Source organism: Pseudomonas sp. UBA6315 (assembly GCF_002438125.1).
Lineage (GTDB): Bacteria > Pseudomonadota > Gammaproteobacteria > Pseudomonadales > Pseudomonadaceae > Aquipseudomonas > Aquipseudomonas faucium.
This window is the reverse complement of the sequence record NZ_DJTF01000172.1, coordinates 1-18,228: the sequence shown is the minus strand read 5'-3', so window position 1 is coordinate 18,228 and position 18,228 is coordinate 1. Positions and strand designations below refer to the sequence as shown.

Annotated in this window: 14 protein-coding genes; 6 read left to right on the top strand and 8 right to left on the bottom strand. The window is 66.1% G+C overall.

The genetic code is table 11. The annotated features are described in order from the left end of the window. Positions 1 to 151 precede the first annotated feature (151 nt). The 5 genes from B3E94_RS20095 (at position 152) to B3E94_RS20075 (ending at position 5,661) form a co-directional block, all read left to right on the top strand. Entirely contained in the window at positions 152 to 670 is a 519-nt protein-coding gene (locus tag B3E94_RS20095; protein ID WP_286914877.1) for an RNA polymerase sigma factor, read from the top strand. After that, the gene (locus tag B3E94_RS20090) at positions 667 to 1,623 is read left to right on the top strand and encodes a FecR domain-containing protein (RefSeq protein WP_286914876.1); all 957 of its coding nucleotides are present in this window, start codon (positions 667 to 669) and stop codon (positions 1,621 to 1,623) included. Before B3E94_RS20095 ends, B3E94_RS20090 begins: the two co-directional genes overlap by 4 nt. Before the next feature lie 233 nt (positions 1,624 to 1,856). Continuing rightward, positions 1,857 to 4,289, top strand: coding sequence for a TonB-dependent siderophore receptor (locus B3E94_RS20085; RefSeq protein WP_286914875.1), 2,433 nt, complete (start codon positions 1,857 to 1,859; stop codon positions 4,287 to 4,289). An 83-nt stretch (positions 4,290 to 4,372) separates the two neighbouring features. After that, the gene (locus B3E94_RS20080; RefSeq protein ID WP_286914874.1) at positions 4,373 to 5,485 is read left to right on the top strand and encodes a PepSY-associated TM helix domain-containing protein; all 1,113 of its coding nucleotides are present in this window, start codon (positions 4,373 to 4,375) and stop codon (positions 5,483 to 5,485) included. After that, positions 5,482 to 5,661 carry a hypothetical protein gene (locus B3E94_RS20075; protein WP_176516939.1) on the top strand — a complete coding sequence of 60 codons (180 nt, stop codon included), beginning with the start codon at positions 5,482 to 5,484 and terminating at the stop codon, positions 5,659 to 5,661. The genes B3E94_RS20080 and B3E94_RS20075 overlap by 4 nt, the downstream gene beginning before the upstream one ends. Positions 5,662 to 6,134: 473 nt before the next feature. On the opposite strand, the gene B3E94_RS20070 is transcribed toward B3E94_RS20075, so the two are convergent. From B3E94_RS20070 to glnE, 8 genes are all read right to left on the bottom strand, one after another. Further along, positions 6,135 to 7,574, bottom strand: coding sequence for a lipopolysaccharide kinase InaA family protein (locus tag B3E94_RS20070; RefSeq protein WP_286914873.1), 1,440 nt, complete (start codon positions 7,572 to 7,574; stop codon positions 6,135 to 6,137). Next, positions 7,574 to 8,326 carry a lipopolysaccharide kinase InaA family protein gene (locus B3E94_RS20065; RefSeq protein ID WP_286914872.1) on the bottom strand — a complete coding sequence of 251 codons (753 nt, stop codon included), beginning with the start codon at positions 8,324 to 8,326 and terminating at the stop codon, positions 7,574 to 7,576. Before B3E94_RS20065 ends, B3E94_RS20070 begins: the two co-directional genes overlap by 1 nt. Further along, positions 8,323 to 9,057, bottom strand: a complete 735-nt coding sequence (locus tag B3E94_RS20060; RefSeq protein ID WP_176516945.1) for a lipopolysaccharide kinase InaA family protein — start codon at positions 9,055 to 9,057, stop codon at positions 8,323 to 8,325. The genes B3E94_RS20065 and B3E94_RS20060 overlap by 4 nt, the downstream gene beginning before the upstream one ends. Further along, positions 9,057 to 9,863 carry a lipopolysaccharide core heptose(I) kinase RfaP gene (rfaP, locus tag B3E94_RS20055; protein WP_236236995.1) on the bottom strand — a complete coding sequence of 269 codons (807 nt, stop codon included), beginning with the start codon at positions 9,861 to 9,863 and terminating at the stop codon, positions 9,057 to 9,059. The genes B3E94_RS20060 and rfaP overlap by 1 nt, the downstream gene beginning before the upstream one ends. Continuing rightward, positions 9,860 to 10,984: a glycosyltransferase family 4 protein gene (locus tag B3E94_RS20050; protein ID WP_236236996.1), complete on the bottom strand. Its 1,125-nt coding sequence runs from the start codon at positions 10,982 to 10,984 to the stop codon at positions 9,860 to 9,862. Before B3E94_RS20050 ends, rfaP begins: the two co-directional genes overlap by 4 nt. Then, positions 10,984 to 12,042 (bottom strand): lipopolysaccharide heptosyltransferase I, encoded by a 1,059-nt coding sequence (waaC, locus tag B3E94_RS20045; protein WP_286914869.1) that lies wholly within the window; start codon positions 12,040 to 12,042, stop codon positions 10,984 to 10,986. The genes B3E94_RS20050 and waaC overlap by 1 nt, the downstream gene beginning before the upstream one ends. Next, the gene (waaF, locus tag B3E94_RS20040) at positions 12,043 to 13,092 is read right to left on the bottom strand and encodes a lipopolysaccharide heptosyltransferase II (RefSeq protein WP_286914867.1); all 1,050 of its coding nucleotides are present in this window, start codon (positions 13,090 to 13,092) and stop codon (positions 12,043 to 12,045) included. Between the two features lie 198 nt (positions 13,093 to 13,290). Further along, positions 13,291 to 16,224, bottom strand: a complete 2,934-nt coding sequence (gene glnE, locus B3E94_RS20035) for a bifunctional [glutamate--ammonia ligase]-adenylyl-L-tyrosine phosphorylase/[glutamate--ammonia-ligase] adenylyltransferase (RefSeq protein WP_286914866.1) — start codon at positions 16,222 to 16,224, stop codon at positions 13,291 to 13,293. Between the two features lie 383 nt (positions 16,225 to 16,607). Here glnE and aceE point away from each other — a divergent pair. After that, a partial coding sequence (gene aceE, locus B3E94_RS20030) for a pyruvate dehydrogenase (acetyl-transferring), homodimeric type (RefSeq protein ID WP_286914865.1) occupies positions 16,608 to 18,228 on the top strand: 1,621 nt, incomplete at its 3' end.

The window sequence follows — 18,228 nt, the reverse complement described above, 5'->3', positions numbered from 1 at the left end:
CGGCTTGCCGGCGATAGGGCCAACTCTGCCCCCCTCGATCCCCCTGCCATGCTGGCAATCCGATAAGCGTCCATTGCACCCCACCCCCCGCCTCTGCAACAATCGCGAATAATTATCGTTAGTTAATGCATTCGTTCCGGGGGGACGCTGCGTGTCTTCTGCACCAAGCCCACACGCCAATCTGGTCGGTGCGCTGTATCGCGACCATCGCAGCTGGCTGCTCGCCTGGCTGCAACGCAGCATGGCCTGCCGTCAGCGTGCCGAAGACCTGAGCCAGGACACGTTCGTGCGCCTGCTCGGCCGCGAACAGCTGGAGCCCCCCCGCGAACCGCGCGCCTTCCTCGCCGCCGTGGCCAAGGGCCTGATGTTCGACCACTTTCGCCGCGCCGCACTGGAGCAAGCCTACCTGGCCGAACTGGCGCGCCTGCCGGAAGCCGAACACCCCTCGCCGGAAATCCAGCACCTGATCCTCGAAGACCTCAAGGCCATCGACCGCCTGCTCGGCAAGCTCTCGAGCAAGGCCCGCGCCGCCTTCCTGCACAACCGCCTGGACGGCATGGGCCACGCCGAGATCGCCGAGCGCCTGGGAGTGTCGGTGTCGCGCGTGCGCCAGTACATCGCCCAAGGCATGCGCCAGTGCTACATCGCCCTGTACGGGGAGCCGACGTGAACGCTGCACCGGTTTCAGCCCGAGTCCTGGAAGCCGCCATTGCCTGGAAACTGAGCCTCGACGAGGGCAGCGGCACGGCCGATGAACGCAACGAATTCATGCGCTGGCACGCCGCCAGCGAAGAACACGCCCGAGCCTGGCGCCAGCTTGGCGTGCTCGACCAGCGCGTCAGCGCCGCCGCCGGCCCCGCCCGCCAGGCCTTGCTGCAATCACGTGTCAGCCTGCGCCGGCGCATCGGCAGGGCCGGTAGCGGCCTGGCCGGCATGCTCCTGCTCGGCACCTTGCTTGGCTGGCTCGGCGCGCCGTCGCTGCAGCCCAGCTACTGGCTGGCCGACCAGCGCACCGCCACCGGCGAGCTGCGCACCCTGCGCCTGGAAGACGGCACCCTGCTGAGCCTGAACAGCCACACGGCGGTCGATATCGACTACGCCGGCGATCAGCGCGTGCTGGTGCTGCACCAGGGCGAGATTTCGGTGGAAACCGGCCACCAGGACCCTCGCCCCTTGCTGGTGCGCACCGACGATGGCCGCCTGCGCCCCCTGGGCACGCGCTTTTTGGTACGCCGCGAAGACCACGGCACGCGCCTGGAAGTGCTGCAGGCCTCGGTCGCCGCCATGCCGCTCAACAGTGGCGACGAGCAAGTGCTGCACGAGGGCCAGCAGGTGCTGATGAGCAGCAATGGCCTGGGCCATGTCGGCCCGGTGCAGGCCGGCGCCGATGCCTGGACCCGCGGCATGCTGGTGGTCGACAACGTGCGCCTGGCCGACCTGCTGGCCAAGCTCGGCCAGTACCGCAACGGGCACCTTGGCGTGGCGGATGAAGTTGCCGACCTGCGCGTGTCGGGCAGTTTCCCGCTGACCGATACCGACCTGGCGCTGGCTTCGCTGGTGCCGGCGTTGCCGGTCAAGGTCGAGCGGCATACGCAATGGTGGGTGACCGTAGTTCCCAAGTAGTTCCTGAATAGAACCGTGGTGGCCTTATCGCCGGCAAGCCGGCTCCCACAGGAAAGTCACCGCTCAGAGGGGCTGTGCTTTTCTCTGTGGGAGCCGGCTTGCCGGCGATAGGGCCGGAACAGCCCACAACCAAACCCAAACAATTCTCACTTTTTTTCAGATTACCCCTGTCACTTCTGAAATCTCGCTCGGCAAGGAAGCAGAAAGCACTTATCCGTCGAGGAGCCCGCTGCATGTCCCGTGCCGTTGATCGTTTCCTGCGTCCCAGCCTGATGGCCCTGGCCATCGGCCTGGCCGCGCCATTGGCCAGCCCTGCCCTGTTCGCCGCCGAGCAAAATGCCCCGCGCGCCTACAACCTGCCCAGCGCCCCGCTGGCCAGCACCCTGAACCAGATCGCCAGCCAGTCGGGCATTGCCCTGGCCATCGACCCGGCACTGGTCAGCGGCCGCGATTCGTCCCCGGTCAACGGCCAGTACGACGGCCTCGGCGCCCTGCAGGCAGCCTTGCGCGGCACCGGGCTGCAGCTGCAGCAAAGCAGCGTCGGCAGCTACAGCCTGGTGGCCGTGCCCGATGGCAGCCTGGCCTTGCCGGAAACCAGCGTGAACGCCAGCAGCGACAGCGAAAGCGCCTGGGGCCCGGTGGAGGGCTACCTTGCCAAGCGCACCGCCGCCGGCACCAAGACCGATACCGCACTGGTGGAAGTGCCGCGCTCGATCTCCGTCGCCACCCGCCAGCAGATGAGCGACCGCGGCGTGCACAGCCTGGACGACGCCGTGCGCTACATGCCGGGCATCGTCTCGGCCAGCTACGGCAGCGACACCCGCTATGACTGGATGCGCGTGCGCGGCTTCGAGCCCACCCAGTTCCTCGACGGCCTGCCGCTGCCGCGCGGTGTGTACGCCAACCCGAAAGCCGAAACCTGGAACCTCGACCGCCTCGCCCTGCTGCGCGGCCCGGCGTCCTCGCTGTATGGCCAGACCCCGCCCGGCGGCCTGCTGGACATGGTCAGCCGCCGCCCGCAGGCGCAGAGCGAACATGAAATCGAGCTGCAGTACGGCAGCGACAACCACCGCCAGATCAACTTCGCCAGCACCGGCAAGATCGACGACCAGGGCCAGTTCCTGTACAGCGTCAGCGGCGTGATCCGTGACGGCGGCACGCAGATCGACCACATCGACGACAAACGCTACAACATCGCCCCGAGCCTGACCTGGAACATCGACGAGGACACCTCGTTGACCCTGCTGTCCCAGTTCACCCGCGACGATACCGGCGCCACCAGCCAGTTCCGCCCGATCCAGGGCACCAAGATCGACATGCCCTTCGGCAAGATCTCGCACCACAAGAACCTGGGCGACCCGGACTACGAGTTCTATGACCGCACCTACTACGCGCTGGGCTATGCCTTCGAGCACCGCCTGAACGATGTCTGGCAGTTCCGCCAGAACCTGCGCTACACCAAGTCGGACCTGGCCTTCCAGGTCATCACGCCCGGTGCCTACTACGAGCCCGGCGGCCCGGTGAAAGACGACGGCACCGTCAGCCGCATGTCCACCAACACCGATGAAGACATCAGCCAGTTCGCGGTGGACAACAACTTCCAGGCCGACTTCGCCACCGGCGACGTCAGCCACACCCTGCTGCTCGGCCTTGACCACCAGCGCGTCAACAACAACTACCTGTCGATCTATGGCTTCAACGTGCCGGACAGCAACGTCAACAACCCGATCTACGGGTTGCCGATCACCCGCCCTGATCGCTCCTCGGCGTTTTACGACTACGACCAGAAAACCCGCCAGACCGGCGTTTACGTGCAGGACCAGATGGCCCTGGACAACTGGCGCCTGACCCTCGGTGGCCGTGAAGACTGGGTGCATACCAGCACCAAGTTCTTCAACAAGGGTGACGCCACCAACACCCAGCGCGACAAGAAATTCAGCGGCAACGCCGCCATCAGCTACGTGTTCGACTCGGGCTTCGTGCCCTACCTGTCCTACGCCGAGTCGTTCCAGCCGGCCAGCCACGCCGACGCCGACCCGGAGAAGTCGTTCAAGCCCACCGAAGGCAAGCAATGGGAGCTGGGCATCAAGTATCAGCCGCCGGGCTCCAACACCCTGCTGTCGGCAGCCGTGTATGACCTGACCCAGAAAAACGTCTCGGTCACCAACAACGTTGGCGGCGTGCCGATCACCAGCCAGACCGGCGAAGTGAAGGTGCGTGGCCTGGAGCTGGAAGCCGTTTCCGACGTCACCGACAACCTCAAGGTGATCGCAGCCTACACCCTGGCCAAATCGGAAGTGCAGGACGGCCAGTACAAAGGCAACCGCCTGCAGCTGATGCCCAACCAGCAGGCCTCGCTGTGGGCCGACTACACCTGGCACACCGGCGTGCTCGATGGCTTCGGCATCGGCGCCGGCGCCCGCTACACCGGCAACACCTACGGCAACGAGGCCAATACCTACCTGGGCAAGGCCAACGCCTACACCGTGTTCGACGCCTCCGTGCACTACGACCTGGGCCGCCTGGACAACAGCCTCAAGGGCGCCTCGGTGGCCGTCAACGCCACCAACCTGCTGAACAAGGACTACATCTCCACCTGCGACGGCTACTACTGCTACTACGGCGACGAGCGCAGCGTGGTCGCCAGTGCCACCTACAAGTGGTAAGCAGCTGACACTGTGAGCTCGCCGGCCAAGCCGCCCCCTCGTGGGCGGCTTTGGTCTTTCTGAACGTCGAGAAATAAAATGTAATGAAAAGCCCAACCATCCGCCGCTGGTCCGTGATCCATACCTGGAGCAGCCTGGTTTGCACGGTGTTCCTGCTGTTGCTAGCCCTCACCGGCCTGCCGCTGATCTTCCACCACGAGCTTGAACACCTGCTCGGCGATGCCGCCGAGTTGCGCGAGCTGCCGCCCGGCACCCCGCACCTGGACATGCAGCAACTGGTGCTCAAGGCCGAGCAGCACCGCCCTGGCGAGGTGATGCAGTACTTCGGCTTCGACGAAGACGAGCCCAATGGCGTGATGGCGATCACGGCCGCCACCGCCGGCACCGAACCCAATTCGTCGCACAACTTCATGCTCGACGCCCGTACCGGCGAGGCCGTGGCCATGCCGGCCGCCAACGGCGGCTTCATGATGATCATGCTGCGCCTGCACGTGGACATATTCGCCGGCCTGCCGGGCAAGCTGCTGCTGGCCTTCATGGGCGTGCTGTTCGTCGTCGCGATCGTCTCTGGCACGGTGCTTTACGCACCGTTCATGCGCCGCCTGGAGTTCGCCACGGTGCGCCACGACAAGTCGCGCCGCCTGCGCTGGCTCGACCTGCACAACCTGATTGGCGTGGTCACCCTGGCCTGGGCCTTGACTGTGGGGGTCACCGGGGTGATCAGCGCGCTCTCCGACCTGGTCATCGCCGCCTGGCGCAACGACAGCCTGGCCGCCATGGTCGCCCCGTACCGCGATGCGCCGCCGCTGACCGAACGCGCTCCAGCCAGCGAGCTGCTGGCCATCGCCGAGCGGGCCGCCCCGGGCATGCGCCCGGACTTCATCGCCTTCCCCGGTACCCGCTTCTCCAGCGAACACCACTACGCCGTGTTCATGAAAGGCGCCACGCACCTGACCTCGCACCTGTGGACCCCGGTGCTGATCGACGCCCGCACGCTGGAGGTCACGGCAGTCGGCGAGCGCCCCTGGTACATGGACGCCATGGGCCTGTCGCAGCCGCTGCACTTTGGCGACTACGGCGGGCGGCCGATGCAGGTCCTCTGGGCCGTGCTCGATGTGCTGACCATCGTCGTGCTCATCAGCGGCCTGTACCTGTGGTGGGGCAAGCAGCGCAAAGGCAAGGGAGCACGCCCATGAGCCACCGATCGCAATCCACCTGGCGGCTGTTCACCTGGCCGCTGCTGATCGCCTTGCTGGGCGCCGGCGGCCTGTTCGCCGCGCTGCTCGGCGACGGCGGCTGGGATGTATTGTCCTGGGTCGGGCTCGGCATACCCGCGCTGCTCAGCGCGCGGGCACTGTTCTGGCGCCGTTGAGGCTGATCAGTAACTGTGCAGCAGTTCTTGTGGGAGCCGGCTTGCCGGCGATAGGGCCAGAACAGGCTACCCAAGCCTGCCCGCACTGGCCTCATCGCCGGCAAGCCGGCTCCCACAAAGGCTGAGGCGTGTTGCGTCAGTCGAGCTTCGGGAGCAACAGGTCAAGCCGCTGGTGCAAGGCACTGCCTAGCAGTTCCTGTGGGAGCCGGCTTGCCGGCGATAGGGCCAGAACAGGCTACCCAAGCCTGCCCGCACTGGCCTCATCGCCGGCAAGCCGGCTCCCACAAAGGCTGAGGCGTGTTGCGTCAGTCGAGCTTCGGGAGCAATCGGTCAAGCCGCTGGTGCAAGGCACTGCCAGCAACTCCTGTGGGAGCCGGCTTGCCGGCGATAGGGCCAGAACAGGCTATCCAAGCCTGCCCGCACTGGCCTCATCGCCGGCAAGCCGGCTCCCACAAAGGCGGGGGTGTGTTGCGTCAGTCCAGCTTCGGGAGCAATCGGTCAAGCCGCTGGTGCAAGGCACTGCCACTTGGCCAATTGCGCAGCAGCCGCGCACGGTCACGGGCATAGGCCGGGGCGAAGCTGAGCTGGGTGGCGTGCTGGCACATGGCATCGAGGTCGATCAGCGACCACTGGCCGTTCTGCCAGAACAGGTTATGCCCCTTGAAGTCGCCATGGCTGATGCGCTCGCGAATCAGCTGCTGCATCAGGTGCACCAGCGCATCGACCTGCTCTTCAGGCGCATCGCCGTTTTCCACGAACGGCGCGAAGCACGCGGTGAGGTCCGGGCCATCGGCAAATTCGGTAACCAAAAACGCCCGGCTGCGCAGGCCCATCACCCGCTGCTCGAGCACCGCCAGCGGGCGCGGCGTGGCGATGTCGAGGAACTCCAGGCGGTGGCCTTCGATCCACGAATGCCAGGCGCGGCTCGGGCGCCAGAAGCGCTTGAACCAGTGGGCGGTGTTCTTGATGTTGTAGCGCTTGAGCACCAGCGTGCGGCCACCCACCTCGATGCGTGCCACGCTGGCCGCACCGCCGGTCTTGTACAAATGGCCCTGGTCGATCAGCGCATCGGCCTGCTCCAGCACCGGCAGCATGGCCTCCACTTCGCCACGGCGAATGGCCCGCAGGCCAGACATGCTGCGCTCGACGCTGAACAGCGTGCATTCGCGGCCGGCCTTTTCCAGGTAGTCCTTCAGGCGCCAGTTGCGCACCTTGTCCACCTGCTTCTGCAGCGCTTCCATGGGCAAGGCGTGCTCGCCATTGGCCAGCAGGTAATGCACCAGCAACTCTTCGATGAAGGGCTCCAGGCGCTTGGGCAACTGGGCGAAGAACACCCCGAGGTTTTCCAGCACACGCGAGCGCGACAGCTGCTGGCCCGGCGTTTCGGCCTTGATGCCGGCGCCGTCGATCAGGTACAGCTGGCCGCCATGGCGCAGCAGGTTGTCCAGGTGCAGGTCTTCCTGCCACAGGCCCTTGGCGTGCATCTGCGCCACGGCCGTCAGCGCTTCACCGAGCACCAGGTGCTGCTCGTCGGCCAGCACTGGCAGGTTCTGCACCTGGGCCCAGGCATCGGCCAGGCTTTGCGCACCGTCCAGGTACTCGAACAGCAGCCAGCCGCCCTCGCCTTCCTTCAGGCCATCGGCCAACAGCTTGGGCGTGGTCAGGCCTTGCTCGGCCAGCAGCTTCACGCCCTCCAGCTCGCGCTGGAAATGCCGGGCGGCGCTATTGCCCACCAGCAGCTTGGCCAGCACCGGCGTACCACGCCACACGCCGGCGCCCACGTAGCGCTGGCCGGGCAATACCCGCAGCAGGCTCAGCAGCTGCAGCTCGGCGCTGCCAGCGGCATCGGCCAGGGTCACCGACAGCGGCAGCGATGGGTTGCGGCCGGTGGCTTTCAATTCAGACAAACGCATCAGCGGGCCTCTTTTTCACGACGGCGTTGCGTCAGGCCTTGCAGCCAGGTACCGACCAGGGCGCTGTCGGCCGGCTTGGCCAGGTAGGCGGCCAGCAGCTGGCGCACGTCCGCCTCGCTCCAGGCACGGGCGCGGCGCAGCAGCGGCTCCAGGTCCTTGAGCCGGTCACGCTTGCCGAACAGCAGCGGCCGGGTCTTTTCCAGGTCGATCAGTTGCGCGTCCCAGCCGTCACGGCGCTGGCGCAGGAAGATGTGCTTGGGGTAGAAGCAGCCGTGCACCTGGCCTGCGCTGTGCAGCGTGCGCGCCAGTTGGCCGGTGGCCTGGAGGATGCCGCCGCGCTCGGCGTCGGCCAGTTGCGGCCACTGCGCCAGCAGGCTTTCCAGGTCGCTCCAGTCGTCGAGCGCGCGAGTCATCAGCATCGCCCGGTGCTCGCCGCCCTGCTTGCGCTCGCCGTAGAACACCGCCTGCAAGGCCGGGATCTGCAGCTTCTGGTAACGGCTGATGTTGCGAAACTCGCGGGCGAAGGTCGGTTCGCCCAAGGGCCGGTGCAGGGTGCGGGTCAGGTAGTTGCACTGGCGCTTGAGGTAGTAGCCCTTGCCTTCGAGCTCCAGGCGAAACACGCTGCTCCAGCCGCCACGGCCGGTGTTGGGTTCATCCACGGCGTCGAGCTGCAGCGCCCACAGCGCCTCGAAATCGTTCAGGCCATGGCGCTTGAGCAGCGCGATGTCCGCGCTGGCCAGGTAATCGGTCATTCCCTTCCCTCGAAGAAGCTCAGTACCTGACGAATGCGCCGTTTGTCGCGCAGGTTCAGGCGCTCGCGCCCACGGTACTGCAGGTAGAAACGCAGGCGCTGGGTCGCCGACAGGTGATATTTGGCGACCTTGTCCAGGCACGCCAGGTCCTTGACCATGCGGTGGCGCCACATGAAGCCACGCCAGAAGTCGCCGGTCGGGCAGTCGATGAAGAACACCGTGCCCTTGTCGTCGACCAGCAGGTTGCGCCATTTCAGGTCGTTGTGGGCAAAGCGGTGCTCGTGCATCACCCGGGTGTGCCGGGCCAACTGGCGGCTGAGGTGGTCGACCCAGTGGCGGTCGGCCAGGCGCGGGTCGTTGCGCTCGGCCAGCGCCGACAGGTCTTCGGTGTTGGGCAGCTCGCGGGTGATCATCGCCCCGCGGCCAAACGCCAGGCCGTTGCGCTCAAGGCCCCAGGCGACCACTTCGGCGGTGGGGATGCCCCACTTGGCGAACTGCTTGAGGTTCTGCCATTCGGCCTTGATCCGCGGCCGGCCCAGGTAGCGGCGCATGTGCTTGCCGGCGCCGGTGTAGCGCTTGACGTAATAGTGGACGCCGCCACGCTCGATGCGGATGACCTCGCTGATGGGGTCACGGGTCAGGCGTTCGCCCTGCAGGGCGAATACCGCATCGAGGCTGCCGAAGTCCGCCGCCAGGTGTTCATAGCCTGGCGCCAGGTTCCAACTCGCCATCAGAGTGCATCCCCATAGCGTTGCTTGCGGTCGTAGAGTTTCTGCGCCTTGCGCTCGAGCCAGGCGATCAGCGCCGCCTCTTCGGCAAGCACCTGGCGCAGCGGGCGCTGGAAGTACCCGCGCAGAAAGCGCAGCTTGTCGCGCTGGGTCAGGCCGATGTCCAGCGCCGAGAAGTACAGCGCGGCCAGGTCCTTGTCGCGCCAGCGGCGGCTGATGGTGGCGCGGGTCTGGGCACGGTGCAGGTCGATGACCGACAGCTTGAAGTCGTCCGCCGTCACCGGGCGGTCGGTGTGCAGCAGGAAGTGGCAGATGTAGCAGTCGCGGTGGTTGACCCCGGCGCGGTGCATGCCGCCGGTCATCTTCGCCACTTCGGCGATCAGCGCACGCTTGAGGCGTGGCTCGGGCGGCTGCTTGACCCAGTCGATGCTGAAGTCTTCCAGGCTGATGGTCGGCGCCAGCTCTTCGGTGACGATGAACGAGTGCTGGGTCGCCGGGTTGCTGCCGCGCTCGCCATAGGCAACGGCGGTCATGGTCGGCACACCCACCTCGTGCAGGCGCTGGATGGCCTGCCATTCCTGGCCGGCGCCGAGCACCGGCAGCTTGGCGGTGAACAGGTTCTTGAAGATCTCGCCCCAGCCGATGCCGCGGTGGATCTTGACGAAAAAGCCCTCGCCATCGACCTCGGTACGCAGCGTGCGGCGCCCTTCCAGCTCGCGGTACACCTCGCCTTGCAGCGCTTCCACGGCCTCGAAGGCGTCACGCCCGGCCCACAGGCGCTTGAAGGGTTCGGCCAGTATCAGCTTCATGCGGTCTCCTGCCCCAGGATCACGTCGGCAGCATGCTGCGGCATGCTGTACAGGTCAGCGGTCTCGGCAAAGGCCAGGCCGTTGCGCGACCACTCGGCGCGCGCTTGCGGCTCATCGAGCATGCGCTGCAGGTAGCGGTTGAGCTGCTCTTGCTCGAACGGCTCGTCGAGCACCAGGCCGCAGTCGGCCTCGGCGATGTAATGGGCGTAGCCGCAGACCTTGGACACCAGCACCGGCAGGCCGGCCACCAGGGCTTCGAGCAGCACCGTGCCGGTGTTCTCGTTGTAGGCCGGGTGAATCAGCAGGTCGGCGCCGAGCAGGAAGCGCGGGATGTCGCTGCGCCCCTTGAGGAACTGCACCTGGTCGCCCAGGCCCAGGGTGGCGCTTTGCAGCTGGAACACCTTGGGGTCGTCCTGGCCGATGACCATCAGCCTGGTGCGCTTGCGCAGCGCCGAGGGCAGCGCGGCCAGGGCCTTGAGGCTGCGGTCCACGCCCTTGGTCTTGAAGCCCGAACCGATCTGCACCAGCAGCAGGTCGTCATCGCCCAGGTTGAATTCCCGGCGAAACTCGGCGCGGATCTCGGCGGCATTGGCCGGTGCGCGGCGGTCCTGGGAAATGCCTGGCGGCAGCAGGTGGAAGCGCTCCACCGGGGTGCCGTAATGCTTGATGAACAGCGGCTGCTGCACCTCGGAAATCATCAGCACTTCGGTGTGCGCATCCTTGGCGAACACGGCCCGCTCGTACTCGGCAAAGTGCCGGTAGCGGCCCCAGCGCCGGTACAGGCCGCCACGCAGGGTCTGGGCCTTGTCCTCGAAGCAGCCGTCGGCGGCGTAGTACACGTCCAGCCCCGGCATCTTGTTGAAGCCCACCAGGCGGTCGACCGGGCGCTTGGCCAGGTCCGCAGCCATCCAGGCGCTGAGCTTCTCGTTGCGCCGGTGATTGAACAGCGCCTTGACCGGCGCTACCAGCACCTCGAAGCCCGGCGGAATATCACCCTCCCAGATCAGCGTGTAGACGCGGATCTGGTGGCCCCGCTTCTGGCATTCCAGGGCAATGCGCATGAAGTCGCGCTGCAGCCCGCCGAAGGGGAAATACTTGTAAAGCACGAAAGCCAGTTGCATCAACGGACATCCTCAGCCAGCAGCAGCGCGCTCAAGCGGCTCGCCACATGCTCGGGATTCAGGCGAGTGAAGCACAGCGGCCACTCGCGTTTCAGATCGAACCGGCGCAGGTCGTCGGCGCTCGGTTTGTAGGTGCACTTTTTCTGCAGGCACGGCGCGCAGGGGAAGTCGCTGGCCTGGTGAACCTGGACGCGGCCATAGGCGCCGGTCAGGCCCGGGTTGGTCGGGCCGAACAGGGAAATGGTCGGCACATCCAGCGCCGCGGCCAGGTGCCCAAGGCCGGTGTCCACCGCCACGCAGGCCTTGGCTGCCGCCAGCACGCGGGCGACGCCGGCAAGGTTCAACTTGGGCAGTACCTGGCAGTTGTTCAAGCCCTGGGCAATGCGCTCGGCACGGGCCTTCTCCGCCGGGTTGCCCCAAGGCAGGCGCACTTGCAGCTTGCGCCGGCCCAGGCGTTCGGCCAGCTCGCGCCAGTAGGCTTCGGGCCAGTGCTTGGTCGCCCATGTAGTGCCGTGCAGGAACACCACGTAGGGTGCCGCCGGCGGCAGTTGCAGGCGGTCGAGGTCCAGGCCGTAGTTGCCGATGCCTTCCGGCAGGTCATAGGCCAGGGCCATGGCGAACAGCTGGCGCACACGCTCCACCGCATGCTGGCCGACCGCGACCGACAGGCGCCGGTCATAGAAGCGGCTGGCCAGGCCTTCACGCGCCGAGAAGCGGTCCAGGCCGGCCACCGGGGCCTTGACGTAGCGGGTCAGCCAGGCCGACTTGACCAGGCCCTGGGCGTCGATCACCAGGTCATACTTGTGCTCGCGCAGGCGCTGCTTGAAGGCCTTCCACTCGCCGCTCTTGAGGGTCTGCCAGAGGTTCTTGCGCCAGCGGCGGATGGCCACCGGGATGACCCGGTCGACCGCCGGATGCCAGCTGGGGATTTCGGCGAAGCCTTCTTCCACCACCCAGTCGAAGCGGATGCCCGGGATCGCGTGGGCGGCATCGGTGAGCGCCGGCAGGGTGTGGATCACATCACCCAGCGACGAGGTCTTGATGATCAGTACCCGCACTTAGTCGACCTCGGCCACGGCATCGATCAGGTTCGGCCCACCCAGGCTGTGCAGGGCAGCGATGACTTTGCCCGGCTCCAGCAGGCGCAGGCAGTTGTAATGGCCGAAGCGGCAGGTGCGGTCGAAGCACGGGCTGCATTCGATGCCGGTGCGCACGATCTCCACCTGCTCTGCCAGCGGTGGCGTGAAGCCAGGCGACGTGGAGCCGTACACCGCCACCAGCGGGCGGTTCAGCGCGGCGGCCACGTGCATCAGGCCCGAATCGTTGGACACCACGGCATCGGCGCAGGACATCAGGTCGATGGCCTCGGCCAGCGAGGTTTCGCCCGCCAGGTTGTAGGACTCCTCCCGGAACCCCGGGATCAACCGGCCGCGGATCTGCTCGCCGACGGCGTAATCGTTCTTCGAGCCGAACAGCCACACCTGCCAGCCCTGGCGAATCATCGCGTCGGCCACCGCGGCATAGTGCTCGGAAGGCCAGCGCTTGGCCTCGCCAAACTCGGCGCCGGGGCACAATGCCAACACCGGGCGGTCCAGCTCCAGGCCGAACTTGGCCATGGCCGCCTCGCGGCTCGCGGCTTCGATCTGCAGGCTGGGCCGCGGATAGGGCTGCGCCAGTTCGGCACCGGGCGCGTAGGCCAGCGCCATGAAGCGCTCGATCATCAGCGGGTAGCGGGCCTTGTCCAGCTTGCGCACGTCGTTGAGCAGGCCAAAGCGCATTTCGCCGCGCCAGCCGGTGCGCTTGGGGATGCCGGCGAAGAACGGCACCAGCGCCGACTTCAGCGAGTTGGGCAAAAGGATGGCCTGGTCGTACTGGCCGGCCAAGGACTTGCCGATGCGCCGGCGCGTGGCCAGCTCCAGCGCGCCGTGGCCGAGCGGGAAGCTCAAGGCCTGGCGCACCTCGGGCATGCGTTCGAGGATCGGCCGGCTCCACTCGGGGGCCAGGACGTCGATCACGCAGTCGGGGTGCTGCTGTTTCAGGCACTGGAACAGGGTCTGCGCCATCACCATGTCGCCGACCCAGCTGGGGCCAATGATCAGTATTCTCATGCTTAGTCCAGAAACGCTCGGGGAGGCTGCAGGCTGCATTACAGCCTGGCCTCCCCTCTTTATATTCAGGCTATGTGGCGGACAGTGTACCACCGAGGGTCGGTTGTGCCGCTAATCGCCGGCAAGCCGGCTCCCACAGGGCCCCCGCAGCTTTCAAGCCGCCATGGCTGTGGGAGCCGGCTTGCCGGCGATTGGGCTTCAAGTCAACCCCAACTGCCCCCAGATCCGCCGCACTTCGCGGCGTTCATCGGCAAACTGCGTCGCGTCGATCACCCCGGCCTGCTTCTGCAGGGCCTGGCGGTGCGAAGCCGAACGAAACGCCTTGTACACCTCGCGCAGCAGGATCGCATCGCTGGCCGGCATCAACTGCGCCTGCTCCAGCTCTTCCAGAATGCGGATGTTATCGGTCCATCGGAGAATGGCCGGATGGTCGTGGGACCAGGCCAGAGCGGCGTATTGCACCATAAATTCGATATCGACGATACCGCCGGCGTCCTGCTTGATATCGAACGCCATGCCGTGGTCGAACGCATTGCTGGCAGTGCCTGCGGCCGTCGCCTTGGTGCCCAGGTTGTCGCGCATCTTGGCGCGCATCTCGCTGACTTCCACGCGCAGCTTGTCGAGGTCGCGCGGCTGCCCCAGCACCTTGGCGCGCACGCTCTTGAATGCCGTGGTCAACTGCTTGCAGCCCACCAGCACGCGGGCCCGCACCAGCGCCTGGTGCTCCCAGGTCCAGGCTTCGTTCTGCTGGTAGCGCTCGAACGCGCCCAGCGAACTGACCAGCAACCCCGAGGCGCCGGACGGGCGCAGGCGCATGTCGACGTCGTACAGCTGGCCGGAGTTGGTCTGGGTGGTCAGCAGGTGGATGATGCGCTGGCCCAGGCGGGTGTAGAACTGCGCGCTGTCGATCGGCTTGGCGCCGTCGGTTTCGGCCTGCGGGTCGCCATCGTGGATGAACACCAGGTCCAGGTCCGAGCCGTGGCCAAGCTCCAGGCCACCGACCTTGCCGTAGCCAATGATGATGAAGCCCGGGTCGCACAGGCTGCCGTCGCTGCGCTTGGGCTGGCCGTGGCGGGCCACGGTCTGGCGCCAGGCCAGTGCCAGCACCTGGTCGAGGATGGCCTCGGCCAGCCAGGTGAGGTAGTCGCTGACCTTCATCAGGCGCAGGTTGCCGCTGATTTCCGAGGCGGCCACGCGCAGGCTGTGGGCCAGCTTGAAGTGGCGCAGCGCTTCCATCTGCTGCTCGAGGTCGTCCTCGGGGATGCGCGTCAGCCGCTCGCGCAACTCGGCCGCCAGCTCCGGCGCCATCGGCGGGCTGAACAGCCGGCCTTCGTTGAGCAGCTCATCGAGCAGCAGCGGGTAGCGGGCGATCTGCTCGGCGATCCAGGGGCTGGCGGCGCACAAGGTCAGCAGCCGGCGCAGCGCGCTCGGGTTTTCGGTGAGCAGCACCAGGTAGGCAGAGCGCCGCGCCACGGCCTCGACCAGCGGCAAAACGCGCTCCAGCACCAGGTCCGGGTTGTCGTGCTCCACGGCCTGGGCCAGCAGGCGCGGGATGAAGGCATCCAGGCGTTCGCGGCCAATGCGCTGCATCGAGCGCAACTGCGGGCTGGCGCGCAGCCCGGTCAGGCGCCGCAGGGCTTCGGCCGGTTGCTCGAAGCCGGCCTCCTGCAACTGCCGGCAGGCGGCTTCTTCGTCTTGTGCCTGCTCCCACAGCGGCGACCACTCGCCGCCGACCACCAGCTCGCCCTCGCCGTCTTCGTCATCCGGGTCGGCGATCACCTGGCGGAAGTGCCAGTCGACCCGGCCACGCCAGTGCATCAGGTGCTGATGGAAGCTGTCCCAGTCGGCATAGCCGAGCATGTAGGCCACCCGCGCACGGTCGAGGTCGCTGTCCGGCAGCATCTGCGTCTGGCGGTCGGCGATGGCCTGGATGGCATGCTCGGTATAACGCAGAAACTCATAGCCCTCGCGCAGCTCCAGCACCACCGCCGTCGGCAGGTAGCCCTGGCCCTCCAAAGTGGCCAGCACCTTGAGCAGCGGCCGCTGCTGCAGGCTCAGGTCGCGCCCGCCGTGGATCAACTGGAAGGCCTGGGCGATGAACTCCACCTCGCGGATGCCGCCGGCACCGAGCTTGATGTTGTCGGCCATGCCCTTGCGCCGCACTTCCTGCTGGATCAGCTGCTTCATGGTGCGCAGCGCTTCGATGGCCGAGAAGTCCAGGTAGCGGCGGTAGACGAACGGGCGCAGCATCTCCTGCAGCTGGGCGCCGGCGGCCTGGTCGCCAGCCACCACCCGCGCCTTGATCATCGCGTAGCGTTCCCAGTCGCGGCCCTGGTCCTGGTAGTACTGCTCCAGGGCATTGAAGCTGAGCACCAGGGCACCGGCCGAGCCATAGGGGCGCAAGCGCATGTCGACGCGGAACACGAAGCCGTCGACGGTGACCGGGTCGAGCGCCTTGATCAGGCGCTGGCCCAGGCGGGTGAAGAACTCCTGGTTGTCCAGCGAGCGCTTGACCCCTTCGGTCTCGCCGCCTTCGGGGAAGGCGAAGATCAGGTCGATGTCCGACGACAGGTTCAGCTCCACCGCCCCCAGCTTGCCCATGCCCAGCACCACCATGTGCTGCGGCTGGCCGCTGCGGTTGCCGATCGGCGTGCCGAACTGCTGGCAATGGCGCGGGTACAGCCATTGATAGGCTTCGTCGATGGCCGAATCGGCAAGGTCGGACAGGTCGCGGCAGGTTTCGCCGAGTTCGGCCTGGCGGGTGATGTCGCGCCAGATGATGCGCAGTTGCTGGCGGTTGCGCTCGCGGCGCAGGTTGCGCGCCAGCTCCTCTTCACTCTGCGCCGCCTGGGCTGCGGCGGCGACGTGCCCGCGCAGCTCGCCCGCAGCATAACGCCGCTCCAGCTCGCCGCTGGCCAGCAGCGCGAACAGCAGCGCCGGCTCGCGCTGGGCCAGGCCGAGGACGAAGTCGCTGGCCGCCGCCACCTGGTCGAATTGCAGGCGTTGCGCCGCGCTCCAGCTGTTCAGGTCAAGCTCAGGATGGCCAGCCAGGGCATCGAGCAGAAACTGCTGGTTGCGCGCGACCAGCGGTTGCAGGGTGGCAGGCAGTTCGAGCGGCAAAGGCAGGCGCATGGTCTATCCTTGATCGGCGTGAAAGAGAGGGGTAAATGCGGCCACGGGGAGGCTGGACCACGGTTGGACTGTCGTACAAAAGTTGGAAATAGCTGAAAAAAACGAATCATTGGCAATAAACATCAAGAATCACCCGTTCGCGACACAAAGCCAACCAACATGAACGTTTTTCCTCACAAGCCAAGGTGCGACCAAACGTCGCATTTGTGTAGTTTTACTACTACCCCGACCGTGCAAAAGCATGAAATGCGAAAGCAAATGTAGTAAAACTACACGCCGCCGGTGCACACTCCGGCAATCCAAGAATTCACGACGTCTGCCCATAAGGCCAGTCGCAAACTCAGGCCCCCGATTCTGGTGGCCTTTCCGCCCTGGAGCAAGCCATGCAAGACCTCGATCCAATCGAAACCCAGGAATGGCTGGATGCCCTGGAGTCGGTCCTCGACAAAGAAGGCGAAGACCGCGCTCATTACCTGATGACCCGCATGGGCGAGCTGGCCACCCGCAGTGGCTCCCAGCTGCCATACGCAATCACCACGCCATACCGCAACACCATCCCTGTCACCCACGAAGCACGCATGCCTGGCGACCTGTTCATGGAACGCCGCATTCGCTCGATGGTGCGTTGGAACGCGCTGGCCATGGTGATGCGCACCAACCTGAAGGATTCGGACCTGGGCGGCCACATCTCCAGCTTCGCCTCCAGCGCCACCCTGTACGACATCGGCTTCAACTACTTCTTCCAGGCCCCTACCGAAGAACACGGTGGCGACCTGATCTTCTTCCAGGGCCACGCTTCGCCAGGCGTCTACGCCCGTGCCTTCATGGAAGGGCGCATCAACGAAGACCAGATGAACAACTTCCGTCAGGAAGTGGACGGCAAAGGCCTGTCTTCGTACCCGCACCCATGGCTGATGCCTGACTTCTGGCAGTTCCCGACCGTTTCCATGGGTCTGGGCCCAATCCAGGCGATCTACCAGGCGCGCTTCATGAAGTACCTGGAAGCCCGTGGCTTCATCCCGGCCGGCAAGCAGAAGGTCTGGTGCTTCATGGGCGACGGCGAGTGCGACGAGCCGGAATCCCTGGGCGCGATCGCCCTGGCTGGCCGCGAGAAGCTGGACAACCTGATCTTCGTCATCAACTGCAACCTGCAGCGCCTCGACGGCCCCGTTCGCGGCAACGGCAAGATCATCCAGGAACTCGAAGGCGTGTTCCGTGGCGGTGGCTGGAACGTCAACAAGGTCGTCTGGGGCCGCTTCTGGGACCCACTGTTCGCCAAGGACACCAACGGTGCCCTGCAGCGTCGCATGGACGAAGTCATCGACGGCGAGTACCAGAACTACAAGGCCAAAGACGGCGCCTACGTGCGTGAGCACTTCTTCAACACCCCAGAGCTCAAGGCCATGGTCGAAGACCTGTCCGACGACGAGATCTGGAAGCTCAACCGTGGCGGCCACGACCCGTACAAGGTCTATGCGGCCTACCACCAGGCGGTCAACCACAAAGAGCAGCCGACCGTCATCCTGGCCAAGACCATCAAGGGTTACGGTACCGGTGCTGGCGAAGCCAAGAACACCGCGCACAACACCAAGAAGGTCGACGTCGACAGCCTGCGTCACTTCCGTGACCGCTTCGACATCCCGGTCAAGGATGCCGAGCTTGAGAACCTGCCGTTCTTCAAGCCAGAAGAAGGTTCTGCCGAAGCCAAGTACCTGGCCGAGCGCCGCGCCGCACTGGGTGGTTTCGTGCCTCAGCGCCGTGCCCAGAGCTTCAGCGTGCCGACCCCGCCACTGGAAACCCTGAAGGCGATCCTGGACGGTTCGGGCGACCGCGAAATCTCCACCACCATGGCCTTCGTGCGTATCCTCGCGCAGCTGGTCAAGGACAAGGAAATCGGCCAGCGCATCGTCCCGATCATCCCGGACGAAGCCCGTACCTTCGGTATGGAAGGCATGTTCCGCCAGCTGGGCATCTACTCGTCGGTCGGCCAGCTCTACGAGCCAG